23 protein-coding genes are annotated in these 21,392 nt (G+C 66.5%); 16 read left to right on the top strand and 7 right to left on the bottom strand.

What is annotated here, in order from left to right; all coding sequences use genetic code 11:
- Positions 1–36 precede the first annotated feature (36 nt).
- From IE88_RS0105910 to cysE, 4 genes are read left to right on the top strand one after another with little or no spacing between them, the layout of a single operon-like run.
- The gene (locus IE88_RS0105910) at positions 37–453 is read left to right on the top strand and encodes a VOC family protein (RefSeq protein ID WP_031551553.1); all 417 of its coding nucleotides are present in this window, start codon (positions 37–39) and stop codon (positions 451–453) included.
- Between the two features lie 9 nt (positions 454–462).
- A complete protein-coding gene (locus IE88_RS0105905; RefSeq protein WP_031551551.1) occupies positions 463–1,332 on the top strand; it encodes a peptidylprolyl isomerase in 870 nt (289 codons plus the stop codon).
- Complete coding sequence (locus tag IE88_RS0105900; RefSeq protein ID WP_031551548.1) at positions 1,329–1,919, top strand: NUDIX domain-containing protein; 591 nt, start codon at positions 1,329–1,331, stop codon at positions 1,917–1,919. Before IE88_RS0105905 ends, IE88_RS0105900 begins: the two co-directional genes overlap by 4 nt.
- 19 nt (positions 1,920–1,938) lie before the next feature.
- Positions 1,939–2,745 (top strand): serine O-acetyltransferase, encoded by an 807-nt coding sequence (cysE, locus tag IE88_RS0105895; RefSeq protein ID WP_036766646.1) that lies wholly within the window; start codon positions 1,939–1,941, stop codon positions 2,743–2,745.
- A gap of 38 nt (positions 2,746–2,783) precedes the next feature.
- Here cysE and IE88_RS0105890 read toward each other — a convergent pair whose 3' ends face one another.
- Positions 2,784–3,986 carry a zinc-dependent alcohol dehydrogenase gene (locus IE88_RS0105890; protein WP_031551542.1) on the bottom strand — a complete coding sequence of 401 codons (1,203 nt, stop codon included), beginning with the start codon at positions 3,984–3,986 and terminating at the stop codon, positions 2,784–2,786.
- A gap of 135 nt (positions 3,987–4,121) precedes the next feature.
- On the opposite strand from IE88_RS0105890, the gene IE88_RS0105885 reads away from it, so the two are divergent.
- Positions 4,122–4,856: an SIMPL domain-containing protein gene (locus IE88_RS0105885; RefSeq protein ID WP_051881556.1), complete on the top strand. Its 735-nt coding sequence runs from the start codon at positions 4,122–4,124 to the stop codon at positions 4,854–4,856.
- Between the two features lie 229 nt (positions 4,857–5,085).
- Here the strand turns inward: IE88_RS0105885 and IE88_RS0105880 are convergent, their stop codons facing one another.
- Positions 5,086–5,382: a GIY-YIG nuclease family protein gene (locus IE88_RS0105880; protein WP_031551536.1), complete on the bottom strand. Its 297-nt coding sequence runs from the start codon at positions 5,380–5,382 to the stop codon at positions 5,086–5,088.
- A 176-nt stretch (positions 5,383–5,558) separates the two neighbouring features.
- Positions 5,559–6,314: an enoyl-CoA hydratase/isomerase family protein gene (locus IE88_RS0105875; RefSeq protein WP_051881555.1), complete on the bottom strand. Its 756-nt coding sequence runs from the start codon at positions 6,312–6,314 to the stop codon at positions 5,559–5,561.
- Between the two features lie 82 nt (positions 6,315–6,396).
- Between IE88_RS0105875 and IE88_RS0105870 the strand changes: the two genes are divergently transcribed.
- Entirely contained in the window at positions 6,397–7,062 is a 666-nt protein-coding gene (locus tag IE88_RS0105870; protein ID WP_420330128.1) for a glutathione S-transferase family protein, read from the top strand.
- On the opposite strand, the gene IE88_RS0105865 is transcribed toward IE88_RS0105870, so the two are convergent.
- Entirely contained in the window at positions 7,059–7,511 is a 453-nt protein-coding gene (locus IE88_RS0105865; protein ID WP_051881553.1) for a Fur family transcriptional regulator, read from the bottom strand. The genes IE88_RS0105870 and IE88_RS0105865 overlap by 4 nt on opposite strands.
- A 101-nt stretch (positions 7,512–7,612) precedes the next feature.
- Between IE88_RS0105865 and IE88_RS0105860 the strand changes: the two genes are divergently transcribed.
- Both IE88_RS0105860 and galE read left to right on the top strand, forming a co-directional pair.
- Positions 7,613–8,284, top strand: a complete 672-nt coding sequence (locus tag IE88_RS0105860) for a DsbA family oxidoreductase (RefSeq protein ID WP_031551524.1) — start codon at positions 7,613–7,615, stop codon at positions 8,282–8,284.
- A gap of 41 nt (positions 8,285–8,325) precedes the next feature.
- Positions 8,326–9,339 carry a UDP-glucose 4-epimerase GalE gene (gene galE / locus IE88_RS0105855; protein ID WP_031551520.1) on the top strand — a complete coding sequence of 338 codons (1,014 nt, stop codon included), beginning with the start codon at positions 8,326–8,328 and terminating at the stop codon, positions 9,337–9,339.
- Between the two features lie 3 nt (positions 9,340–9,342).
- On the opposite strand, the gene IE88_RS0105850 is transcribed toward galE, so the two are convergent.
- Entirely contained in the window at positions 9,343–10,407 is a 1,065-nt protein-coding gene (locus IE88_RS0105850) for a homocysteine S-methyltransferase family protein (RefSeq protein WP_031551516.1), read from the bottom strand.
- Positions 10,408–10,618: 211 nt separating this feature from the next.
- Here IE88_RS0105850 and IE88_RS0105845 point away from each other — a divergent pair, with 211 nt between their 5' ends.
- The 4 genes from IE88_RS0105845 to IE88_RS0105830 all read left to right on the top strand — a co-directional run bounded on the left by IE88_RS0105845 (position 10,619) and on the right by IE88_RS0105830 (position 13,725).
- Entirely contained in the window at positions 10,619–10,951 is a 333-nt protein-coding gene (locus IE88_RS0105845) for a hypothetical protein (protein ID WP_031551514.1), read from the top strand.
- A 185-nt stretch (positions 10,952–11,136) separates the two neighbouring features.
- Complete coding sequence (locus IE88_RS0105840; RefSeq protein ID WP_031551511.1) at positions 11,137–11,745, top strand: superoxide dismutase; 609 nt, start codon at positions 11,137–11,139, stop codon at positions 11,743–11,745.
- A gap of 98 nt (positions 11,746–11,843) precedes the next feature.
- Positions 11,844–12,830, top strand: coding sequence for a PRC-barrel domain-containing protein (locus tag IE88_RS0105835; RefSeq protein ID WP_031551508.1), 987 nt, complete (start codon positions 11,844–11,846; stop codon positions 12,828–12,830).
- A gap of 31 nt (positions 12,831–12,861) precedes the next feature.
- The gene (locus IE88_RS0105830) at positions 12,862–13,725 is read left to right on the top strand and encodes a glutaminyl-peptide cyclotransferase (RefSeq protein WP_081871472.1); all 864 of its coding nucleotides are present in this window, start codon (positions 12,862–12,864) and stop codon (positions 13,723–13,725) included.
- Positions 13,726–13,755: 30 nt separating this feature from the next.
- Here the strand turns inward: IE88_RS0105830 and IE88_RS17165 are convergent, their stop codons facing one another.
- Positions 13,756–14,835, bottom strand: coding sequence for a BamJ family beta-barrel-assembly machinery protein (locus IE88_RS17165; protein WP_051881552.1), 1,080 nt, complete (start codon positions 14,833–14,835; stop codon positions 13,756–13,758).
- 229 nt (positions 14,836–15,064) lie between these two features.
- On the opposite strand from IE88_RS17165, the gene IE88_RS0105815 reads away from it, so the two are divergent.
- From IE88_RS0105815 to IE88_RS0105805, 4 genes are all read left to right on the top strand, one after another.
- Entirely contained in the window at positions 15,065–16,969 is a 1,905-nt protein-coding gene (locus IE88_RS0105815) for a ribonucleoside-diphosphate reductase subunit alpha (protein ID WP_031551502.1), read from the top strand.
- Positions 16,970–17,530: a hypothetical protein gene (locus IE88_RS18080; RefSeq protein ID WP_156032411.1), complete on the top strand. Its 561-nt coding sequence runs from the start codon at positions 16,970–16,972 to the stop codon at positions 17,528–17,530. It begins immediately after the preceding gene.
- A 111-nt stretch (positions 17,531–17,641) separates the two neighbouring features.
- Positions 17,642–18,307: a hypothetical protein gene (locus tag IE88_RS18075; protein WP_156032409.1), complete on the top strand. Its 666-nt coding sequence runs from the start codon at positions 17,642–17,644 to the stop codon at positions 18,305–18,307.
- Between the two features lie 1,626 nt (positions 18,308–19,933).
- A complete protein-coding gene (locus IE88_RS0105805) occupies positions 19,934–20,473 on the top strand; it encodes a hypothetical protein (protein WP_031551499.1) in 540 nt (179 codons plus the stop codon).
- Here IE88_RS0105805 and IE88_RS0105800 read toward each other — a convergent pair.
- Entirely contained in the window at positions 20,445–21,161 is a 717-nt protein-coding gene (locus tag IE88_RS0105800) for an SIMPL domain-containing protein (protein ID WP_031551496.1), read from the bottom strand. The two genes, IE88_RS0105805 and IE88_RS0105800, sit on opposite strands and share 29 nt — an antisense overlap.
- Positions 21,162–21,392: the final 231 nt, after the last annotated feature.

Below are 21,392 nucleotides of genomic sequence, written 5' to 3'. Positions count from 1 at the left end.
CCTAGCTCCTGATCTCAAGCGACCCAAGAGGCTCCCATGTCCGCCATCGTCCATCTCGCCATTCCCGCAGGCGACCTGAAGAAAACGCTGCGCTTCTATACCGAGGTGCTCGGCTGCACCTTAGGCAATGGCGAGGAGGGGCGCTGGCAGGACGTGAATTTCTGGGGCAATGAGCTGACCCTGCACCAAAGCGAGGAGAAGCTGCCCTCGGTCCGCCATGACGTCGACATGGGCGCGGTGCTGGTCCCGCATTTCGGCATCCACCTGACCCAGGAAGACTTCGACGGCGTCAAGGCGCGCATCGCCGAGGCGGGGCTCGACTATATCGACGAGCCCTATCGCCGGTTCAAAGGCGACAAATATGAGCAGGAGACCTTCTTCATCGCCGATCCGAACGACAACGTCCTCGAGATCAAGACGATGAAGAATCCCGAAGTCCTCTTCCCGGCGTAAGGAACAGCCATGCTGGTCGAGAGCCTGCTCGCGCTCGTGGCACTCGCAGACCCGCTGCCGGGCCGCGCCACCGTCGCCGAAATCCTGGAGGCGGCGCCCGAAGAGGCCTGGGTGCGTCCCGACCCCGAAGACACGCTCTATCTCGACCTCGATGCGGGGCGGGTCGTCATCGCGATGGTGCCGGAGCTTGCGCCCGCCCATGCGGCGCAGATCCGGACGCTCGCCCGCGAGGGCTATTACGAAGGCCTCTCCTTCTACCGCGTGGTGGAGGGCTTCGTCGCGCAGGGCGGAGACGAAGCGGGCACGAAGGATATCGGCTCTGCAAAACCCGCCCTGCCGGCCGAGTTTGAGATGCCGCTGCCCGAAGGGGTGACTTTCACCCCGCTCGGCCAAGCCGATCCCTATTCGTCGCAAGCCGGCTTCATCGAAAGCCTGCCCGCCGCGCGCGACCCGCAGGCCGGGACGGCCTGGCTCGCCCACTGCACCGGCGCCTTCGCCTTCGGGCGGGAGGAGGGGCGGGACACGGCCTCGACCGAGATCTATATCGCGCTCCAGCCGCAGCGCTATCTCGACCAAAACCTGACCGTCCTCGGCCGCGTGATCCTCGGCATGGAGCACGTTCAGGCCATGCCGCGCGGGGAGTTGGGCAATGCCGGCACGATCGCGGACGAGGGCCGCTGGACGCCGATCCGCGGGATGACACTGGCCGCCGACCTGCCCGAAGAGGCCCGCGTGCCGGTCGAGATCATGGACACGTCGAGCGAGACCTTCGCCCAGCTGATCGAAGCCCGCGCGGCCCGGCCCTCGGGCTTCTTCTATCACCGCCCGGACCATGTGGACCTATGCCAGATGCCGGTTCCCGTCAGGCTCGCGCCATGAGGCGCAACGGCCCCTGGCAGATCCGCGGCATGCGCACTGCCTATGAGAACCCGTGGGTGCGGGTCGAGCACAACGACGTGATCCAGCCGCATGGCGAGCCGGGCGTCTACGGCGTGGTCCGTTTCGCCAATCTCGCCGTCGGCGTGCTGCCGCTCTTTGGCGACGGCACCGTGCCGCTGGTCGGACAGCACCGCTTTCCGCTGGACGTCTATTCGTGGGAGCTGCCCGAAGGCGGCGCGCCCAAGCCCGAGGCGCCGGAGGCGGCCGCCCGCAGGGAACTCGCCGAGGAGACGGGGCTGACGGCCCGGCACCTTCTCGAAATCGGCCGCGCGGACCTCTCTAACTCGGTCACCGACGAGCAGGCGGTGCTGTTCCTCGCCTGGGACCTCGAAGAAGGCGAGGCAGAGCCCGACCCGGACGAGGTGCTCGACCATCGCCGCGTGCCGTTCGCCACGCTGCTGGACGAGGTCCTCGGCGGCAGGATTCCCGACGCCTTCACCCAGCTCCTGGTCTTGACCGCGCTCGCCCGCGCGCGGAGGGGAGAGTTGCCGCAGGGGCCCGCCGCACACATCTTGGGCTCAGGCTGACGTCCGAAGGAGCGCATCCATGAGCCTCAAAGAGCATGAGGTCCGGCATCTTTACGCCGTCGAAGGCACCTGGCCCTCGCTGCGGGAGCAGGCCGCCGCCGATGCGCAGGCCGAGCCGATCCTGGCGAGCTTCCTCAACGCGACCGTCCTCAAGCACAAGGATTTCGCCAGCGCGCTGTCCTATCGCCTGGCGCAGAAGCTGTCGGACGGCGACATGAACGCCATGCTCTGGCGCGAGGTCGCCTGCGACGCCTACGCCGACGAGCCCGGGATCGTCACGGCGGCGCTGTCCGATATCGAGGCCTATGCCGATCGCGACCCCGCCTGCCGCCACGCGCTCCAGCCCTTCCTGCACTTCAAAGGCTATCAGGCGATCCAGTCCTACAGGGTCGCCTCCTGGCTCTGGCATCAGGGGCGAGAGGCGCTGGCGCTCTATCTGCAATCGCGCATGTCCGAGATCTTCCAGGTCGACATCCACCCCGCAGCAAGGCTCGGGCGGGGCCTCTTCTTCGACCATGCCACGGGCATCGTCGTCGGCGAGACGGCCGTGATCGGCGACAACTGCTCCCTCCTGCACAATGTCACCCTCGGCGGCACGGGCAAGGAGAAGGAAGACCGCCACCCCAAGCTCGGCGCGGGCGTGCTGGTCGGCGCGGGCGCCAAGATCTTGGGCAATATTCCGATCGGGGACGGGGCCAAGGTCGCCTCCGGCTCGGTCGTGCTCGACCCGGTCAAGCCCTTCTGCACGGTTGCGGGCGTGCCGGCAAAACCCGTCGGCCGCTGCGCAGAGGCCGCCGGCGAGGCGATGAACCAGCGCTTTTCGTGAAATGAGCCGCGCCCGAAGCAGGGCGCGGCCGATAGGCTTTACGCGGAGGGTTCCAGCACCACCTTGGTCCAGCCCGATTTGCGCTGGTCGAAGGTCTTATAGGCCGAGATCGCGTCGGTCAGGGGCTCGTCCTGGGTGATGACGCCGCGCGGATCGAAGGCGCCGCTTTCCACCATGTCGACGAGGTGGGGGATGTAGCAGCGATGGTTCGCGTTCCCCATATTGACCGTCACGTTCTTGTTCATCGCCTCGCCGATGGGGAAGAACCTGTCCGTCGGCGGATAGACACCGATGACCGAGATCGTGCCGGCTTTCGCGACCGCCTGCACCGCCCATTCGAGGGCCTGCATCGGGCTGTCGCCGGGCTTCCAGAGGTCACCCTTGCGGTTCGTCTCTTCGGTGATCTTCTCGACCATGTCGGGCGTCGGCTGATTGTCTTCCGCCGCGGGGCCCGATTTGGGCGCCTCGGCATCGACGCCCACCGCGTCGATCACCCGGTCCGCGCCCGCGCCGCGGGTCAGCTCGCGGATCGCCTCGACGGGGTCTTCCTCATTCATGTTGATGATCTCGGCGCCCTGCGCCCGCGCCATCTCCAGCCGGTCCTGATGCCCGTCCACGGCGAGGACGCGGCCCGCGCCGCGCTGGAAGGCCGAGACGATGGCGAAGAGGCCCACGGGGCCGCAGCCGAAGACGGCGACCGTGTCGCCCTCGTCGATCTCGGCGATATGCGCGCCGAAATAGCCGGTGGGATAGATGTCCGACAGCAGGATCGCCGCATCGTCCTCCACCCCGTCCGGCAGCTTGACGAGCGAGGAATTGGCGAAGGGAATGCGCGCATATTCCGCCTGCAAACCGTCGAACGGTCCCGTGCTGGCCGGGCCGCCGTAAAAGGCCGTGCCCGCAAGCTGCCCGTTCGGGTTCGCATCGTCGCATTGGGCGGTATAGCCCGCGCGGCAATAAGAGCAGCCGCCGCAGGAAATCGTCGAGGGGATGACCACCCGGTCGCCCTTGCGCCAGTTGCGCACGCCCTTGCCGACCTCCTCGACCACGCCCACGCCCTCATGGCCCAGCACCGTGCCCTCCTTCATGCCGGGCAGCGTGCCGCGGATCATGTGAAGGTCGGTGCCGCAGATGGCGCTCGAGGTCAGGCGGACGATGACGTCGCGGTCGTCCTTCAGCTTGGGGTCGGGAACGGTGTCGAGGCGGATATCGCCGACGCCGTGGAACACGATGGCTTTCATGGGTCTCTCCATTGTCCTGGGAGAGGCGAACGCGAAGAGGCGGGTTCGCGTTCCGCGGGCGCCCCCCTCACATCCGCTTGCGGGGCGGGGAGAGGGGCGGCATCCTCGCTGGAGGAAACGCCCAAGGAGCCTTCCATGAAAGCCATCGCCATCGCCGCCCTCGCGCCGCTCGCGCTCGCCGCCTGCTCGGCCAGCGCGCTTCAGGACGACCCGGCGCAGACCGCGGCGCAGCAAAGGACGATCACCGTCTCGGGCACGGGCGAGGCGGCGGGCACGCCGGACATCGCCACTCTGCGCTTCTCCGCGATGAGCCGGGCCGATACCGCCGCCGCCGCGATGGAGCAGAACGCGCAGAAGATGACCGATGTCCGCGACGCTTTGCGCGAACTCGGCATCGAGGCACGCGACATGCAGACGAGCTCTCTGACCCTCAACCCCTATTACGAGCAGGACGAGCGCATGCGCTATGACCGCTCCAAGATCGCGGGCTATGAGGCGTCGAACGCCCTCATGGTGCGCCTGCGCGATATCGAGCAGGCGGGCAGCGTCATCGACCGCGCCGTGCGCGCCGGGGCGAACGGCCTCGACAGCTTCTCCTTCGGCTTCGACGACCAGGACGGCCTGATGGAAGAGGCGCAGAAAGACGCGGTCGCCGATGCCCGCGCCACGGCGGAGCTTCTGGCGGAAGAAGCGGGCGTCAGCCTCGGGCAGGTGATCACCATCACCGAAAACGGCAGCAGCGGCGGGCCGCAGCCGATGATGGACATGATCGTCGTAACCGCCCGTCGCCGCGAAAGCGCCCCGACCCCCGTCGAAGCCGGCGAGCAGACCGTCACGGCGAATGTCCGGATCACCTATTCGCTGAACTAAGCACTCGCCGCCCCGCGGCTTGACCGCGGGGCCCATGGTGCAGGCTGCGCCGGGGCGCCGTCAGTGCCGCTGGAGTGCTGGCTCGGACTTCCATCTCCCTCTCGCCCGAAGGACCCGGTGGCAGGCGCCGGTCCATGGACCCCGCGGTCGAGCCGCGGGGCGGCGGGGTGGGCGACAGTGGAGGCTATTCCTGCCTGCGGCCTGAGGGCGGAGGATGAGGCAGGCGCCCTCACAAGAGATCCCCGCCCAGATCCTCCCAGTCCGGATTGCCCGCCTCGATCAGCTCGATCTTCCAAAGCCGCTGCCATTCCTTGAGACGCCGTTCGCGCTGACGCGCCACCGTCATCCGGTCATGCCGCTCGAACCAGATCAGCCGCGTGAGGCCGTATTTCCCCGTAAAGACCGAGCCTTTCCCCGAGCGATGCTGGGCGAGACGCTGCGGCAGGTCCGAGGTCGAGCCGACATAGAGCGTGCCGCGCTTCTGGTTCGTCAGCATATAGACGGCGATGAAGTCGAACCGGGCCATCGGCCGAAGCTCCGTTCCCTGGACCCCGCGGTCAAGCCGCGGGGCGGCGGGTGTGGCTAGTGCGGAGGGTTCCGCCCTTCCGTCTCCCCGCGGCTTGACCGCAGGGCCCATGGTGCAGGCTATGACGAGGCGCCGTCAGCGCCGCTGGAGTGCTGGCTTCGGCATCCACCCACCCTTCATTCGGCAGAGCGGCTCCCGCCCGCCATCATCCGCGCCACGCGCTCCTTCATCTCGTCAGAGCGCACGCGCTCGCCCACCTGCCGCATCTCTTCTTCCATATGCGGAACGAGTTCGCCTGCCTCGCGCATCAGGCGCTTGGTCATGCGCACCGAGGTGGGCGACATCTGCGCCAGGCGCCGGGCCGCATCCATTGCGCGGGGGAGGGCCTGCCCATCCTCGGTCACGGCATTGCAGAGCCCGATCCCGTGCGCCCGCTCGGCGCTCACCACATCCGACAGAAGCAGCATCTCGCCCGCCACCTGCCGGCCGAAGCGGCGGGTGAGGAGGTAGGAGGCGCCGGCCTCGGGCACGATGCCCAGCTCGGTAAAGGGCATTTTCAGTTTCGCCGAGCGTCCCATATAGACGAGGTCCGTATGCAGAAGGAGGGTCGCGCCGATCCCGACGCACCACCCCTCGACGGCGGCGATCACCGGCTTGTCGCAGGCCTCGATCCGCTTCATCAGCTTCAGCGATGCGGGCTCGCCCTCCGCCGCCTGCGCGGCGAGGAAATTCCCGAGATCGTTCCCGGCCGTATAGGTATCGTCCGTACCGTGCATGACGAGGACCAGCGCCTCGTCGTCCCGCATATAGTCGTCGAAGCCCTGCACGAGCGCGTCATACATCTCGGCGGTCAGCGCGTTCTTCTTTTCGGGGCGCGAGAAGCCCAGCGTCATCACCGCGCCCTCGCGTCCGACCTTGATGTTCTCGCTCATGGCTGTCTCCTGCGGCTTTGCGCTAGGGAAGCTGCGAACGCGCGGCGGCGCAACAGGCGCCCGCAGGAGGCTCTTCATGGATATGCCCACCCTCGTCATCGGCAACAAGGCGCTCAGCTCCTGGTCCATGCGGCCCTGGGTGCTGATGCGGGCGCTGGGCGCGCCCTTCGAGGAGCATCTGATCCGCCTCGACGAGCCGGAGACGCGGGCGGAGATCAAGGAGGCGAGCCCGTCGGGCCTCGTGCCCTGCCTGAAATACGCGGACGGGGCGGCGGTGTGGGACAGCCTCGCCATCATGGAGCATCTGGCCGAGCGGCATGACGGGGTGTGGCCGGAGGATCAGGCCCTGCGCGCCCATGCCCGCTGCGCCAGCGCGGAGATGCATTCGGGCTTCGCCACCTTGCGCGGCGTCTGGCCGATGGACCTGACGCGGGAAGGGGCGGGGCTCGCCACCCCGCTCGGCGTCCGGCGCGACCTGTCGCGCATCTTCACCTTGTGGTCCGAGGCTTTGTCCCGCTCGAACGGCCCCTTCCTCTATGGCGAATTTTGCGCGGCCGATGCGATGTATGCGCCGGTCGTCACCCGCATCCGCACCTATGGCCCGGTCCCGATGCCCGAGGCCTGCGCCGACTATGCGCGAGCGGTGTGGGAGCACCCTGCCGTGGCGGCCTGGCGCGAAGGCGCGGCGGCAGAGGCGGCGGCGGGATGGTATGATTTCGCTCCGGCCGAGGGCCAGGCGCGCTTCTAGCCGCAGTTCCGGCACCGGCCCCGGATTTCGAGCCGGGCCGAGGCGACCGCGAACCCGCTTCCGGCCGCCAGGGCCTGCACCTCTTCGCCGGGCAGGGCGGCCTGATAGCGTCCCTCGACCACCTCCTCGACGCTGCCGCAATCGAGGCAGACGAAGAAGGCCTGCAGCATGTGCGGCCCGTCGTGATTGCACACCACGAAGGCGCCAAGGCCGTCGAGCTTGTGCACGAGCCCCCGGCTCTCCAGGCGGTCGAGCGCGCGATAGACCGTCATCGGCGCGTTCACGCCCTGCGCCTTGAGCTGGCCGAGCAGATCATAGGCCTTGAGCGGTCCTTTCGACCCGTCCAGCGTTTCGAGCACCAGCTTCTCGTTGCGCGACAGGCTCGGGCTCTGGCTCTCGCCTGCCGCTGTCACATCCGTCGCCACGCCGAGATCCGACCTCTCCGCCATGACCCTCTCCTCTCTCGCCCCTCTTGTCGCGAAGCATGTGCCAGGCTGGGCCAGGTCGCAAGCGTCTCTATAGTCGGGACCGATTCGGGAAGGATGGTTCGATGGACACCGCAAAACCGCAGCTGACGATCGACATGGTCTCCGACCCCGTCTGTCCCTGGTGCTATATCGGCTTCAAGAGCCTTGGCTGGTCGCTGATGGCGCTGTCCTTCCAGGCCGAGGTGACGGCGCGCTACAGGCCCTATCGCCTCTCGCCCGAGACCCCGCCGGGCGGCACCGACAGGCGGGCGGCCCTGGCCGCGAAGTTCCCCGACGACGCTCAACGCGCCGCCATGAGGGAGGCGCTTGAAGAGGCCATGCAGGATGCCGGCGTCAGCTTCGATCCCGACACGCCCGAGCGCCTGCCGGACACGACCGACGCGCACCGCGTCATCCGCTGGTCCCACGAAGAGGGCCGCCAGCGCGAGGTGACCGAGGCGGTCTTCGAGGCCTATTGGCAGCGGGGCGAGGATATCGGCCAGCGCGACGTGCTGGCCAAGGCGGCGGCGCGCGGCGGCATGGATGAGGGGGCAATCGCAGCGCGCCTCGCAAGCGAGGAGGACCGGACGGATGTCGCAGAAGAGGCCGCGGCCTTCCGGCAGGGCGGCGTTTCGGGCGTGCCGACCTTCATCGTCAACGAGCAAACGGGCTTCGCCGGCGCGGTGCCCAAGGACAAGATGCTGGAGGCCTTCAGGACGCTCGCTGCGGAAACCGAAGCCCCTGGAGAGGATTGAGGGGGCGGTCCGGCCCCGCCCTTGCTAGGCGGGACCCCAGCATGTCTTCGAAAGAGGCGGAAGTGACCGACACGATCCTGATCACCGGCGGCGCCGGCTATATCGGCAGCCATGCGGCCTGGGCCTGCGCGGACAGGGGCTATCGCCTCGTCGTGCTCGACGACCTCTCCGCCGGACGCGAGGCCTCGATCCCGCCCTCGGCCGAATTCGTGCGCGGCGATGTCGGCGACGAGGCGCTGCTCGGCCGCGTCCTCTCCGACTTCGCCCCGCGCGCGGTGATGCATTTCGCGGGGCGGATCGTGGTGCCCGAAAGCGTCGAGAACCCGATCAAATACTACCGCGAGAACACCTGCGCCTCGCTCGGCGTCCTCAACCGCCTCGTCGAGGCGGGCACGCAGGCCATGCTCTTCTCCTCGACCGCCGCCGTCTATGCCCCGCGCGCCGATGGCGGCGCGCTTTCCGAGGATGCGGCCAAGGTCCCGCTCAGCCCCTATGGCCAGTCCAAGCTGATGACCGAGGCGATGATCCGCGATGTCGGCGCGGCGCATGGCCTTTCGGCCGCCGTGCTGCGCTATTTCAACGTCGCGGGCGCGGACCCGGCAATGCGCACGGGCCAGTCGACCCCCGACGCCACCCATCTTCTCAAGATCGCCTCTCAGACCGCCATCGGCGAGCGCGAGAAGATGCAGCTCTTCGGCGACGATTACGACACGCCCGACGGCACCTGCGTGCGCGACTACATCCACGTTTCCGACCTCGCGGAGGCGCATGTCCTGGCGCTCGAGCATGTGCTGGAGAACCCCGGGCAGGTGACGCTCAATTGCGGCTATGGCCGCGGCGCCTCGGTCAAGGAGGTCATCGCCGCCGTGGAGCGTTGCACCAATGAGCGCCTCAATGTCGAGATCGCTCCGCGCAGGGCGGGGGACGCTCCGGCGCTCGTCGCCGACGTGACCCGCATCCACGAGACCCTCGACTGGACGCCGAAGCACGACGACCTCGAAGTCATGGCGAAGACCGCCATGGAATGGGAGCGGAAGCTGGCGGCGGAGGGCTGAGCCTCAGCCCGCCAGAACGAAGGGCTCGAGCCCCGAAAGCCGCATGGCGGGCGCGATGTCCGGGATCCGCCGCGGCGCCATGCCTGCCATCGCCTCTGCATAGGCGCGGATATGGTCCGGCGTCGTCCCGCAGCAGCCGCCGAGAATGTTGACGAGACCGCTCTGCGCCCATTCGGCCAGATGCTTCGTCATCGTCTCCGGCGTCTCGTCATATTCGCCGAAGGCATTGGGCAGGCCCGCATTGGGATAGGCCGAGACGTAGGTTTCGCAGATCCGGCTCAGCTCCTCGACATAGGGCCGCATCAGGTCCGGGCCGAGCGCGCAGTTCACGCCCACCGATAGCGGTTTCGCATGCCGGACCGAATACCAGAAGGCGGCCGCCGTCTGACCCGAAAGGGTCCGACCGGACTGGTCGGTGATCGTCACCGAGAGCTGGATCGGCACCCGTTCGCCGCGTTCTTCGAACAGCTCCTCTATGCCGAACAAAGCCGCCTTGGCGTTCAGCGTGTCGAAGATCGTCTCGATCAGCAGCGTGTCCGCGCCCCCTTCGATCAGCGCGGCCGCCGCCTCCTTATAGGCGGCGCTCAGCGCCTCGAAGGTCGTATTGCGGGCGCCCGGATCGTTGACGTCCGGGCTGATCGATGCGGTGCGGTTGGTCGGGCCGATCGCGCCGGCGACGAAGCGGGGCTTGCTGTCGGTCGAGGCCGCATCCGCCGCCTTCCGCGCCAGTCTCGCGCCTTCGAAGTTCATCTCCGGAGCCAGCGTCTCCATGCCGTAATCGGCCTGCGCGATGGTCGTCGAGCTGAAGGTGTTGGTCTCGATGATGTCCGCCCCGGCGGACAGATAGGCGTCGTGGATCTTGGTGACGATATCGGGCCGGGTGAGGTTGAGAAGGTCGTTATTGCCTCCCACGTCCTGAGGCCAGTCGGCGAAGCGTTCGCCACGGTAATCGGCTTCGGACAGCTTCTCGCGCTGGATCATCGTGCCGGCGGCGCCGTCGAGGATCAGGATGCGCTGGCGCAGCGCCTCCTGCAGGGCGGCATTGCGGGAAGAGCGGTCGTCGGTCATAGGGGCGGTCCGGTCGGCGGCACAGTCATATAAACTGATCTTTATATCCCTGTCAGCCCTCACTGCATCGCACCGGACTGTGTGCAGAACGCCACGGCTCAGGGATTGTTAACCATTTGTGCAGAGCGTGGGTACCGAGCGCGCTTGTAACCAAGGCCTTGATAGCGATATCAGTTCACACTCCCGTGAGGCGGGCAGGAAAGGGGCAGTTATGCAACAGACATTCCTGAACTTCGTGATGACCGATCTGCGGTTCGCGATGTCCAGCAACATGGCGGTGTTGCACTCCCTCGCGCTGCCGGCCTCGCTCGTGGCCTTCGGCTTCTGGTTCGTCGGCGGCTGGGAAAGCGTTCTGGTCGTGCTCTTCGCCGCGATGGTCTGGTCGCTCTTCGACTGGGCGTTCCTCGTGGTGCGCATGGCGCGGCGAATCGCGCTCGGCACGGAAGATCCCAACGCGCTGCTGGACCGCTCGGTCTTCGGCAATGCGTCGCATCTCTACCGGTCCTATTACATCTCGGCCTTCCCCTCGCTGCGCACGGCCTGAGCGGGCTTCGCGGCCGGGCGCCGCCAAGGCGCCCCCGAACGATCTGCAACTCGCACTGTTCTCTACGCGCTGACTAGTCGAACACGACGCCGGCGCAGCGTGCCGATTCGGACGCCGTGCCGGTTCACCCGCGCCGGCCGGCCGAATGCCGTCCGGCCTGGCGCCCGATCAAGGAGATGAGCGCGATGAGCTTCACCCTACCCAGCCTGCCCTATAGCGAAGGGGCCCTCGCCGACCGAGGCATGTGCCAGGAGACCCTGGAGCTGCACCACGGCAAGCACCACAAGGCCTATGTCGACAAGCTGAACGGCTTCGTCGATCAGAACGACGAGCTGAAGGGCAAGTCGCTCGAGGAGATCATCAAATGGTCCGCGGACGATGCCGGCCGCAGCGGCGTCTTCAACAATGCGGGCCAGCACTGGAACCACATCCATTTCTGGCAGGCCCTCAGCCCCAAGGGCGGGCAGATGCCGGACGGCCTGAAATCGAAGATCGAGCAGGATTTCGGCAGCGTTGATGCCTTCCGCGAGAGCTTCGCCGCCGATGCGGCGTCGCAGTTCGGCTCGGGCTGGGCGTGGCTGATCGTCGCTGACGACGGCAAGCTGAAGACGACCAAGACCAAGGACGGCTCGAACCCGATCGCGACCGGCGAAGGCACGCCGATCCTCGGCCTCGACGTGTGGGAGCACGCCTATTACCTCGACTTCCGCAACAGCCGCCCGGGCTATGTCAGCAATTTCCTCGACAATCTCGCCAATTACGAGTTCGCCGAAGAGAACCTGAACAAGGCCTGAGGTCTTCTCCCCGCATCCCGGCTGCCGGGATGCGGGGCCGAACGCTTTGCGTGAAGCGCGTGTTGTCTTCCTCGAAACAGCCATTCGAGGACTGACCGATGAAAACGACGCTTCTTTCCGCCGCCGCCGTTCTCGCTCTCGCCGCCTGCGGCGGAGAGGTCACCGGCGGCGGTGTCGGTTCCGACACCGATCCCGAGCGGATCGAGGATCGCAGCGCGGTCCTCGCCGAATCCGAGCTGGCGGAGGATGGCGATCTGGAAACCCAGACCCGCCTCGGCCAGCCCTATGACGGCCAGGAGATCGACCCGGACGACCCGCGCGCGGAAGACTATCCCGCTCTCGGTCAGGAGGCGACGCGCCTGCCGATCGAACCCGGCAATGAAGAGCTTGGCGGCAAGGACCTCATGCTCGCCGACGAATACGAGGCCATGGGCTATGAGGTACCCGAAAGCGCGCGCCTCGCGCTCGAGACCGCGCGAGAGGACGCGGTCGAGCCCGTCGTGGTCTATGACGGCCGGACCTATCTGTCCTATGCCGGCCTCAGCGCCGACGGGCTGATCGGTGCCGAGGCCTATGGACCTGACGGCGAGGCCGTCGCCGAGATCCGCGATCTCGTCCTGACGCCCGATGGCGCCCTCAGCTTCCTGGTTCTCGAAGACAGCGGCCCTCTCGGCCTGACGGGCTCGTCCTATACGCTCGGGGCGGACAGGGTCGCCTTCGCCTCCTCGCCCGATACCGAGCCGCGCGTGCGCACCGGTCTGACCTATGAAGAGGCGGAGGACTTCGCCGAATTCGAGGAAGATGCGCTGCCGCCCGAGGCGATCCGCGCCACCGAGCTTCTCGATGAGGAAATCGCGCTCTCCGACGGAGCGGACAGCGCGATGGTCGCCGACCTCCTGATGGACGCGGAAGGCCGCCTCCGCATGGTCGCGATCGACCTGAACGGAGAGCAGTTCGCTCTGCCCTTCGGCGATCTCAACGTCGCGCAGGGGGCCGGCGGCTATTACGCCGAGACGACGCCGCAAGCGCTCCGGGCCGAGCCGGTCTATGTCGGAGAGCCCGCTTATCTCGCCATGGAAGAGTAGTCCCGGCGCGGCCGGTATGCGAAGCTCGGCCATGGCCGGCTACCTTCTTCCCGCTCTCCTCCTCCTGACGGCCTGTCAGGAGGCGCCTTCGGGCGCCGAACCCGCGGCGCCGGAGGCAAGAGCGGGAGAGGCAGAAGACGCAAGGGGCGGGCAGGCGCTTCCTCCCCGGGCGGCGGCGCAGGCGCCTCTCCGCGTCTATGACGCGGTGCCCGTCCGCCGCTTTCCGCATGAGCGCACGGCCTTCACTCAGGGCCTCTTCTTCGCCGATGGCGCCTTGTTCGAAAGCACCGGCAAGCGCGGCGCTTCCCGCATCCGCAGGATCGACCTCCGGACCGGCCGGGCGGCGCGCGAGGCGGCGCTCCCGGACGAGATCTTCGGCGAGGGCGCGACGGCGGTGGGGGACCGCATCGTCAGCCTGAGCTGGCGCGCGGGCCGCGGCTTCGTCCACGATCTCGAAACGCTGGAGCGCGAGGGGGAATTCCCGATAGAGGGAGAGGGCTGGGGGCTCGCCTATGATCCGCAGGCGGATCGCCTCATCCTCAGCGACGGCACGCCGCGCCTGCGCTTCCTCGATCCCGAGACCTATGAAGAGACGGGCGAGCTTCTCGTCACCCTGCGAGGCGAGCCCGTGCCGCTGCTCAACGAGCTCGAATGGGTCGAAGGCGAGATCTTCGCCAATGTCTGGCAGCAGGAGGCGATCGTGCGCATCGATCCCGAGAGCGGGGAGGTGGGCGGCCTGATCGACGTGTCCGCCCTCTATCCGGCGGCCATGCGCGAAGACCCCCGCGACGACGTCGCCAACGGCATCGCCTATGAGCCGGGAAGCGGCCGCCTCTTCCTGACCGGCAAGCGCTGGCCGACCCTCTTCGAGGTCGAGCTGCGCGAGCGGGGCTAGGGGAGGGCGCGGGGCGCCCTCCCGCCATCCTCAGTCGACCGGCTCTGCCTCCTGGGTCAGCTCCGGCGTCTCGATCTCGGGGGCGTCCTCGATCCCCAGAAGCTCGACGTCGAAGATCAGCGCCTGGTTCGGTCCGATCGGGCCGCCAGGCGTGCCCGTCTCGCCATAGGCGAGGCCCGCGGGGACGAAGAAGCGATAGGTGTCGCCGACATCCATCAGCTGCACGCCTTCGGTCCAGCCGGGGATGACCTGGTTCAGCGGGAAGGTCGCGGGCTGGCCGCGGCTGTAGGAGCTGTCGAACTCCTCGCCGCTCGGCAGCGTGCCGCGGTAATGCACGCGCACGACGTCCGTCGCCGCCGGGCTCTCGCCGTCGCCCGCATCCTCGACCACCTGGTATTGCAGCCCGCTCTCGGTCGTCTCGACGCCTTCGCGGGCGGCCGTTTCGGCGAGGAAGGCTTCGGAGGCTTGCGCGTTCTCCTGCCCCATCGCCTCGAACTCGGCCATGGCGGCGGCTCTGCGCTCCTCGAAGCGGGCCTCCTCCTCGGCGCGCAGCTCCTCGAGCCGGGCCTCGTCCTCGGGGTCGACCACTTCGACCAGCGTCATGTCGAAGATCAGCGCCTCGTTCGGGCCGACCATGCCGCCGGGCATGCCCGCTTCGCCGAAGGCGAGGTCGGGCGGCAGGACGAAGCGGGCGCGCTCGCCCTCCTGCATCATCGGCACCGCCTCGATCAGGCCGGGCAGCTGCAGGACCTCGTAGGAGGGCAGGACGACCGGCGCGCCATTGGCTTCCGAGCTGTCGAACAGGCGGCCATCGGCGAAGCGCGCTTCGTATTCGATGCGGATGACGTCGGTCGCCTCGGGGCTCTCGCCCTCGCCCTCTTCGAGCGTCTCGACCTGCAGGCCGCTCTCGGTCACCGTCACGCCGTCCATGGCGGCGTTCTCGGCGAGGAAGGCGTCCACCTCCGCATTCCCCTCGGCGGGAATAATGGCGGCATCCTCGACGACGGAGGCGTCGGCCTCGACCAGCTCGTCCTCGATCTCGACATCGTCTCCGCCGCATGCGGCGAGCAGGGCGAGCGCGCTCGCTCCCGCCAGAACCTGTCTCAACATCACTGTGCAAACCTCCTGTGGGGCAAAATCCGTTCGCGCCCTTCTGTCACACACACCGCCCTTAGCCGCATGCTTCCTAGGGTTAAAGCCTCGTTAAGGAACGGCGGCGGACACTCGTTGGAGCGAATCGCTCGATAGTGTGGATAACTAGATGGAGGGCACCCTTGGTAACGGGACCCAACATGTGGTGTTCAAATGCTTACCGGGCGGATGGGCCGAATAGAGAGGGATGCGAGCGATGAGCGTGACCGATACCAGCACCAAAAAGGCTTCCTCCACGCCTGAACAGGCGCCGAAACCGGCCGCTCCCGGCGCGCGTCCCGCCTTGCGCGTCGTGCGCGAGGTCGAGGTCGACCATTCCCGCGACGCGCTCCTGACCGCCTTCGGCAAGAAGACGATGGACGACCGCTACCTTCTCGAAGGCGAGAGCTATCAGGACATGTTCGCCCGCGTCGCGACCGCCTATGGCGACGATGCCGACCATGCCCAGCGCATCTACGACTATATCTCCAAGCTCTGGTTCATGCCCGCCACCCCCGTCCTCTCCAATGGCGGGGCCAAGCGCGGCCTGCCCATTTCCTGCTTCCTCAATGCGGTGGGCGACAGCCTCGACGGCATTGTCGGCACCTGGAACGAGAACGTGGCGCTCGCCTCCAACGGCGGCGGCATCGGCACCTATTGGGGCAATGTCCGCTCGATCGGCGAGAAGGTGAAGGGCTCGGGCCAGACCTCCGGCATCATTCCCTTCATCCGCGTGATGGACAGCCTCACCCTCGCGATCAGCCAGGGCTCGCTGCGCCGCGGCTCGGCGGCCTGCTATCTCGACGTGCACCACCCGGAAATCGAGGAATTCCTCGAAATCCGGAAGCCCTCGGGCGACTTCAACCGCAAGTCCCTGAACCTGCATCACGGCATCAACATCACCGACGAGTTCATGGAGGCGGTGCGCGACGACGCTGAGTTCGGCCTCAGAAGCCCCAAGACGGGCGAGGTGCTGCGCACGGTCGGCGCGCGCAAGCTGTGGCAGAAGATCATCGAGATCCGGCTGCAGACGGGCGAGCCCTATCTCGTCTTCTCCGACACGGTGAACCGCGCCATGCCCAAGCATCAGCGCGACCTCGGCCTCAAGGTCAGCACATCGAATCTCTGCGCCGAGATCATGCTGCACACGGGCGCCGACCATCTGGGCGAAGAGCGCACGGCCGTCTGCTGCCTCTCCTCGGTCAATGCCGAGAAATACGACGAGTGGAAGGACGAGCCCCAATTCGTCGAGGACGTGATGCGCTTCCTCGACAATGTGCTCGAAGACTTCATCCACCGCGCCCCGCCCGAAATGGCGCGTGCGGTCTATTCGGCCAAGCGCGAGCGCTCGGTGGGCCTCGGTCTCATGGGCTTCCACTCCTTCTTGCAGCAGAAGAGCATTCCCTTCGAAAGCGCCATGGCGAAGAGCTGGAACATCCGCCTCTTCAAGCATATCCGCATGGGCGCGGACGCGGCGAGCGTGAAGCTGGCCGAAGAGCGCGGCGCCTGCCTCGACGCCGAGGAGCGCGGCATCAAGCAGCGCTTCAGCCACAAGATGGCGATCGCGCCCACCGCCTCGATCTCGATCATCTGCGGCGGGACGAGCCCCTGCGTCGAGCCGATCCCGGCCAACGTCTACACGCACAAGACCCTGTCGGGCAGCTTCACGGTCAAGAACCAGGCCCTCGAAGCCCTGCTCGAAGAAAAGGGCTGCAATGACGACGACACCTGGGCCAGCATACTCGAGAACGAGGGCAGCGTTCAGCACCTGGACTGTCTGACCCAGGACGAAAAGGACGTCTACAAGACCGCCTTCGAACTCGACCAGCGCTGGGTCATCGAACTCGCCGCGGACAGGGCCCCCTTCATCTGCCAGTCCCAGTCGATCAACGTCTTCCTCCCCGGCGACGTCGACAAATGGGACCTCCACATGCTGCACTGGACGGCATGGGAGAAGGGCGTGAAGTCGCTCTATTACTGCCGCTCGAAATCCGTCCAGCGCGCCGGCAAGGTCGGCATGGCGACGGGCCCTGCGGAAGGCGCCGAAGGCGCGGAAGCCATGATGCAGGCCGCTGCGCGTACGGATTATGATGAGTGTTTGGCTTGTCAGTAGATGGATGAAGTCGAACGAGACTCGTTGCACCGGATTGCGGATCAAGTTGCTGAACAAGGCAAGGCGGTCCGCAATCAGGCATCTAGTGCCACGGAGAAGCTAGGAGTTTGGCTGGTAGTAGGTCATATTGGCGCACTCGCTCTTGTGGCTAATATATGTACAAAAGACAACTCAGTAGACTGGGGTGAGGTGGTAATAGGGCCGTTATTTTTTCTACTCGGTTCTTGTTTCGCATTCTTGGGAATATATTTTTCAGCACTTTTTGCGGCGTATGTGTCAGCTGAATTGACCTCGCGGTCGATACGAATGCGCGAATACATTATGCGAGTCATGCGGTGTGAAGGCTTCAAGCAAACCCACGATATGAATAATGACGAAATTGTTGTGTCTTATGAGTTGATGGAAAAGGAAGCTGAAGAAATAGCAGGGGCCCTCAATTCGCCAATTAGATATACATCATGGCAATCTACATGCAGATATGGCGCATTGGCGTTTCTTATCACTTCAATACTGTGCTTTCCGAGTGGAGCGATCGCAACAGGATTTTCTCTGATTGGTTAAATGTCAATTTGTTGATGGAGAATTTGGGAGTGCTATAAATGATCAGATAGTATTACTTTGTAGTTATTATGATATATTTTTCTAAAGTCTCGAAGGGGATTATATTTAAATATGCTCGACGTAGTTATAGTGATTTTGATATGGATTTTTGCCACTGCAGTCGGGTTTGTCAGATACTTTGTTGAGCTGAGAAACGAACAGAAATCTCGGAAGTATATTGTCGATTATAAAAATCGATTTGTGGCTTGGGTGAATTCACGCGGGCGGGATCAAGACGCCTATGCTAAGCTTGTGCAGGATACGGAGAAGGCCACCCTACAGGTGGGACTTTGGGGAGTGCTTGACCGCAGAATCCCGCTGCAGGGTGTGCGTTTTCGGAACTTTCAAATCTTGCCTAACTTAATTCCGGCGATCAATAGAGAATTTCATAGACCTTATGGTTCAATGACAATTGATCAAGATATAAGAGCTGTTGATGAGTGTCTGTTGAGGGCAATTGGCAGTAAGAATGAGCTAATTGCAGACCTCAAAACGAATATGTGGAACCCATTTCGGCTTGCTATTCATGGGGTGCGTTGTATTTTGGTGCTTCCCCTTTTATTGTTATCCGAAATCGGGTTGTTCCCGCTATCTATATACTTTATTATACTAGATAGTGGTATATTCAAAATATTCTCTTCTATAGTCATCTTAATCAGTTTGTTTTCTGGCGTTATGACAATCATGATTGGTTGGGAAGAGTTTTTCTCTATAACAAGTCGATTTATTCATTTGTGATGCTTCGGAAGAGGGGCTGTGCGCCTGAAGCGGATTGCGCAGCTATCCGCCGCTGATCGTGGCAGCGATCACCCTTTGTGCGGAGGGAAGGGGCGCCCTTCGGCCGCCGCGGCGGATGGCCTTCGGCAATCCGCCCTACGGCACCGCCTTCCGCCGCACCCGCTGCGTCTTCTCGAGATGGGCCCCGGCGCGGGGGCCGGGGTGACAGCGGCAACGATCAGGCGTCCCCCCGGCTGGAGCGCAGCGGAACGCCGGGGCCCATCTCGGAACGGGCGGCGCTGCGCGCGTCGGCCGGTCTCTCGCGCGGCAAGCGGCCTTGTGAAGCCGTCCGTCAGAGATCGCGCCAGCGAAGACCCTCTGCGCATCCAAAGGCCCCGCTCGGCGCCAGCCGAGGCCCCGACTGACGGGACGGCCCGTTCCATCCCTATCCCTCCGAGCTCGTCCGATACCATCCCGCGCGTCCCCGGCAGCCCGAGATCAGGACCCACCGACCGCCGCCCGGTCCGGGCTCGATCCGCCACGACGACCTCCGCCCCCACCCCGCCGCCCCGCGGCTTGACCGCGGGGTCCATGGCGCGAGGCGCTGTGTCGTCCCCGGCGGAGCCGCGGAGGCCTTTGCTGGAAGTCCGAACCCTGCCCGACGCGGCACCGCAGGGGGCAAGGTCGAAGGCCGCACCCTGGGCCCCGCGAGGCGGCGTAGGGCGGCTGCCCTGCACGGTGTGCGGCTGCTCTCGCGGCGTCGCGGCAGCCGCGTGTCGCCGGGGCCGCTTCGTGCGCCTGGCTCCGCCATCGCGCGCGGCTGCCGCGACGGCGTTCGCCGGGGGCGGGGTTCGCGGCGGGGCAGCCGCCCTACGGGGCTTGCGGGGAGGGCGCGCCTCACGGCTCGCCATTGCACCCGCTTCCTCTTTCCGAGATGGGCCCCGGCGCGGGGGCCGGGGTGACAGCGGGTAAAGCCAGGCGTCACCCCGGCTGGAGCGCAGCGAAACGCCGGGGCCCATCTCGGAACGGGCGGCGCTGCGCGCGTTGCGGCGGGCGGGGCGTAAGCGGCACCGGCGTCGTGGTGGATCACGATCCACCCTACGCTTATCCCCGCGGCCTCCACATGGCGCATACTCACCCCTCGCGCCGGGAGAGGGCTGTGCGGGATCCATCACCGCTCTGCCCGGCGCCGCGGAGCCTGCGTGCCTGCCTCATGGCAGGGATGGCACGCGCCGGGCGAGCTCCGGAGGGGCCCCGGCGAGACGCTGGAGAGCTGAAAGGGCCTCGCGCCGCGCGCGGCGAGGGTGTGGGAAGCCCGAACCGAGCCGACACAGTATTCATAGACCCTCCGTCGGCACGGAAGCCGCGCGCGGGACCCTCATCTTCTGCAAGACCGGCTCGGACGGGCGATGACGCGTGCGTGGAGCATATAGGCCAACCCCAGCGGCACCGGCGTCATGGTGGATCACGATCCACCCTACGGCCGCTACGCGCCCCGCCCCCCCCGCGCACCCCACCCCGCGGAGCGAGCGACGTCCAGGAGCGAGCCGGCGCTCCGCGCCGTCGCCGCAGGCGTCAGCACCAAGAATACTTCCATTTGCCTCTCCCGCCCTCGCGCGGCATCATCGGCGGGGGGAGGCCACGCCTATGTTTCGACTGCTCGCGATCCTGATGGCGTCCTCGCCCGATGCCTGCGCATCCGCGCCTCTGCCCGAGCTGGCCCCTCCGCCTCCGCCGCCGCCCGGCGTGACGGCCCTCCCGCCGCTGCCTCTGCCGGAGGGGGCGAAGGTGCCCGCGCAGGACCCCGCAGAGGTGACGCTGCGCTATTACCGCCTGCTCTCCCAGATCCGCTATCCCGAGGCGCAGGCGCTCTGGGCGCAGGGGACCGAGAAGCGGGGCGAGGACATCGAGGCGTTCCGCCGCTCTCTCTCGCCCTATCAGTGCTTCTCGGCGGAGGTGACCGGGGAGCCGGAGATCGAAAGCGCTGGCGGCACGCTTCACGCCACCGTGCCGATCCGCCTGACCGGCGTGCGCCGGGGCGAGCGCTTCGTGTCGGAGGGGAGCGCCACGCTCAGGCGCTGTGGCGATGTGCCCGGCTGCACGCCGGAGGAGCGGCGCTGGCGGATCACGGGGCTGAACATGGACGTGACCCGGCCGGTCAGTCCACGAGCTGAAAATCGACGGTAGTGACGACGCGGACCTTCTTGTCGATCTGGCCGCCGCCGCTGTCATAGGGGTTCGCCTCGATCAGCGGGCCGATCGAGAAATAGCCCTGGCTCGCGGTCAGGATCGGGCCGACCTCGGCGCCTGAATCGGCGGCGAAGCGCTCTGCGCCTGCGCGGGCATCGCGCGTCGCCTCGGCGATCATGGGCGGCTTGATCCCGGTCAGGCCGGTGAAGACATATTGCGGGCCCTGATCCTGCACCACGACGCCCCGCGCCACGAGCTGCGAGGTGCGGCGGCTGAGGCTCTCGACGAGGTCGACCGCGCGGGATCGGATGAGCAGCGTCTGGGTGATGATATAGCGCCCGCCCGTGATCGGCCCCTGGCGATAGGGCTGGGCGGCCTGGTCGACGACCTGCAGGCGCTGGCGGATCACGTCCTCCGCCGCGATGCCGCCCTCCGTGACGAAGGCGAGGACGGCGGCGACATCGGCCTCGACCTCGTCTTGCGTCGCGGAGAGGTCGTCGCCCGCCGCCGTGATCTGCAACGGCCATTCGGCGAGGTCGGCGCGCACCGCCCGCTCGGACAGGCCGCGCACGGTGACCTTGCGGACCGGATCGCGCCCGGCCTCATAGCCCTGGCCGATGAACAGGCCCGCCAGGGCGGCGCCGAGGCCGATGAGAAGGCTTCCGAGAATGATGCTTGCCCGCATGGCGCTCCCCCTTCTTCCGCGACCCGAGCCTAGCGGGCGGCGGCGATGGCGTCACCGCCCGGCTTCAGGCGGCGGCGGAGTTGTCCCCGCCTCGTCCGGACGAGCCTAGGCTGCGCCTTGCCGGGGTCCTGCCGGGATGGGTCCATGCCGCTGCCGAGGGGGCCTCGAAAATGTGATTGGCCGGATGCGCGGGAGGAATTGTTCCCACCCTGATCAAAGTGCATCTTCGTC

The organism is Parvularcula oceani (assembly GCF_000733125.1).
Lineage (GTDB): Bacteria > Pseudomonadota > Alphaproteobacteria > Caulobacterales > Parvularculaceae > Parvularcula > Parvularcula oceani.
The sequence above is the reverse complement of the archived record's forward strand: the minus strand, read 5'-3'. Positions and strand labels throughout refer to the sequence as shown.

Excerpts from the sequence above, each read along its gene's own strand:
- IE88_RS0105865 (WP_051881553.1), bottom strand. The coding sequence starts at position 7,511 with ATGGCGGAGAGGTCGGATCTCGGCGTGGCGACGGATGTGACAGCGGCA.
- IE88_RS0105900 (WP_031551548.1), top strand. The coding sequence starts at position 1,329 with ATGAGGCGCAACGGCCCCTGGCAGATCCGCGGCATGCGCACTGCCTAT.
- IE88_RS0105875 (WP_051881555.1), bottom strand. The coding sequence starts at position 6,314 with ATGAGCGAGAACATCAAGGTCGGACGCGAGGGCGCGGTGATGACGCTG.
- IE88_RS0105805 (WP_031551499.1), top strand. The coding sequence starts at position 19,934 with ATGTTTCGACTGCTCGCGATCCTGATGGCGTCCTCGCCCGATGCCTGC.
- IE88_RS0105830 (WP_081871472.1), top strand. The coding sequence starts at position 12,862 with ATGGCCGGCTACCTTCTTCCCGCTCTCCTCCTCCTGACGGCCTGTCAG.
- IE88_RS0105845 (WP_031551514.1), top strand. The coding sequence starts at position 10,619 with ATGCAACAGACATTCCTGAACTTCGTGATGACCGATCTGCGGTTCGCG.
- IE88_RS0105840 (WP_031551511.1), top strand. The coding sequence starts at position 11,137 with ATGAGCTTCACCCTACCCAGCCTGCCCTATAGCGAAGGGGCCCTCGCC.
- IE88_RS0105800 (WP_031551496.1), bottom strand. The coding sequence starts at position 21,161 with ATGCGGGCAAGCATCATTCTCGGAAGCCTTCTCATCGGCCTCGGCGCC.
- IE88_RS0105835 (WP_031551508.1), top strand. The coding sequence starts at position 11,844 with ATGAAAACGACGCTTCTTTCCGCCGCCGCCGTTCTCGCTCTCGCCGCC.
- IE88_RS0105870 (WP_420330128.1), top strand. The coding sequence starts at position 6,397 with ATGCCCACCCTCGTCATCGGCAACAAGGCGCTCAGCTCCTGGTCCATG.
- IE88_RS0105850 (WP_031551516.1), bottom strand. The coding sequence starts at position 10,407 with ATGACCGACGACCGCTCTTCCCGCAATGCCGCCCTGCAGGAGGCGCTG.
- IE88_RS0105880 (WP_031551536.1), bottom strand. The coding sequence starts at position 5,382 with ATGGCCCGGTTCGACTTCATCGCCGTCTATATGCTGACGAACCAGAAG.
- IE88_RS18080 (WP_156032411.1), top strand. The coding sequence starts at position 16,970 with ATGGATGAAGTCGAACGAGACTCGTTGCACCGGATTGCGGATCAAGTT.
- galE (WP_031551520.1), top strand. The coding sequence starts at position 8,326 with ATGTCTTCGAAAGAGGCGGAAGTGACCGACACGATCCTGATCACCGGC.
- IE88_RS0105905 (WP_031551551.1), top strand. The coding sequence starts at position 463 with ATGCTGGTCGAGAGCCTGCTCGCGCTCGTGGCACTCGCAGACCCGCTG.
- IE88_RS17165 (WP_051881552.1), bottom strand. The coding sequence starts at position 14,835 with ATGTTGAGACAGGTTCTGGCGGGAGCGAGCGCGCTCGCCCTGCTCGCC.
- IE88_RS0105910 (WP_031551553.1), top strand. The coding sequence starts at position 37 with ATGTCCGCCATCGTCCATCTCGCCATTCCCGCAGGCGACCTGAAGAAA.
- cysE (WP_036766646.1), top strand. The coding sequence starts at position 1,939 with ATGAGCCTCAAAGAGCATGAGGTCCGGCATCTTTACGCCGTCGAAGGC.
- IE88_RS0105885 (WP_051881556.1), top strand. The coding sequence starts at position 4,122 with ATGAAAGCCATCGCCATCGCCGCCCTCGCGCCGCTCGCGCTCGCCGCC.
- IE88_RS0105815 (WP_031551502.1), top strand. The coding sequence starts at position 15,065 with ATGCGAGCGATGAGCGTGACCGATACCAGCACCAAAAAGGCTTCCTCC.
- IE88_RS0105890 (WP_031551542.1), bottom strand. The coding sequence starts at position 3,986 with ATGAAAGCCATCGTGTTCCACGGCGTCGGCGATATCCGCCTCGACACC.
- IE88_RS0105860 (WP_031551524.1), top strand. The coding sequence starts at position 7,613 with ATGGACACCGCAAAACCGCAGCTGACGATCGACATGGTCTCCGACCCC.
- IE88_RS18075 (WP_156032409.1), top strand. The coding sequence starts at position 17,642 with ATGCTCGACGTAGTTATAGTGATTTTGATATGGATTTTTGCCACTGCA.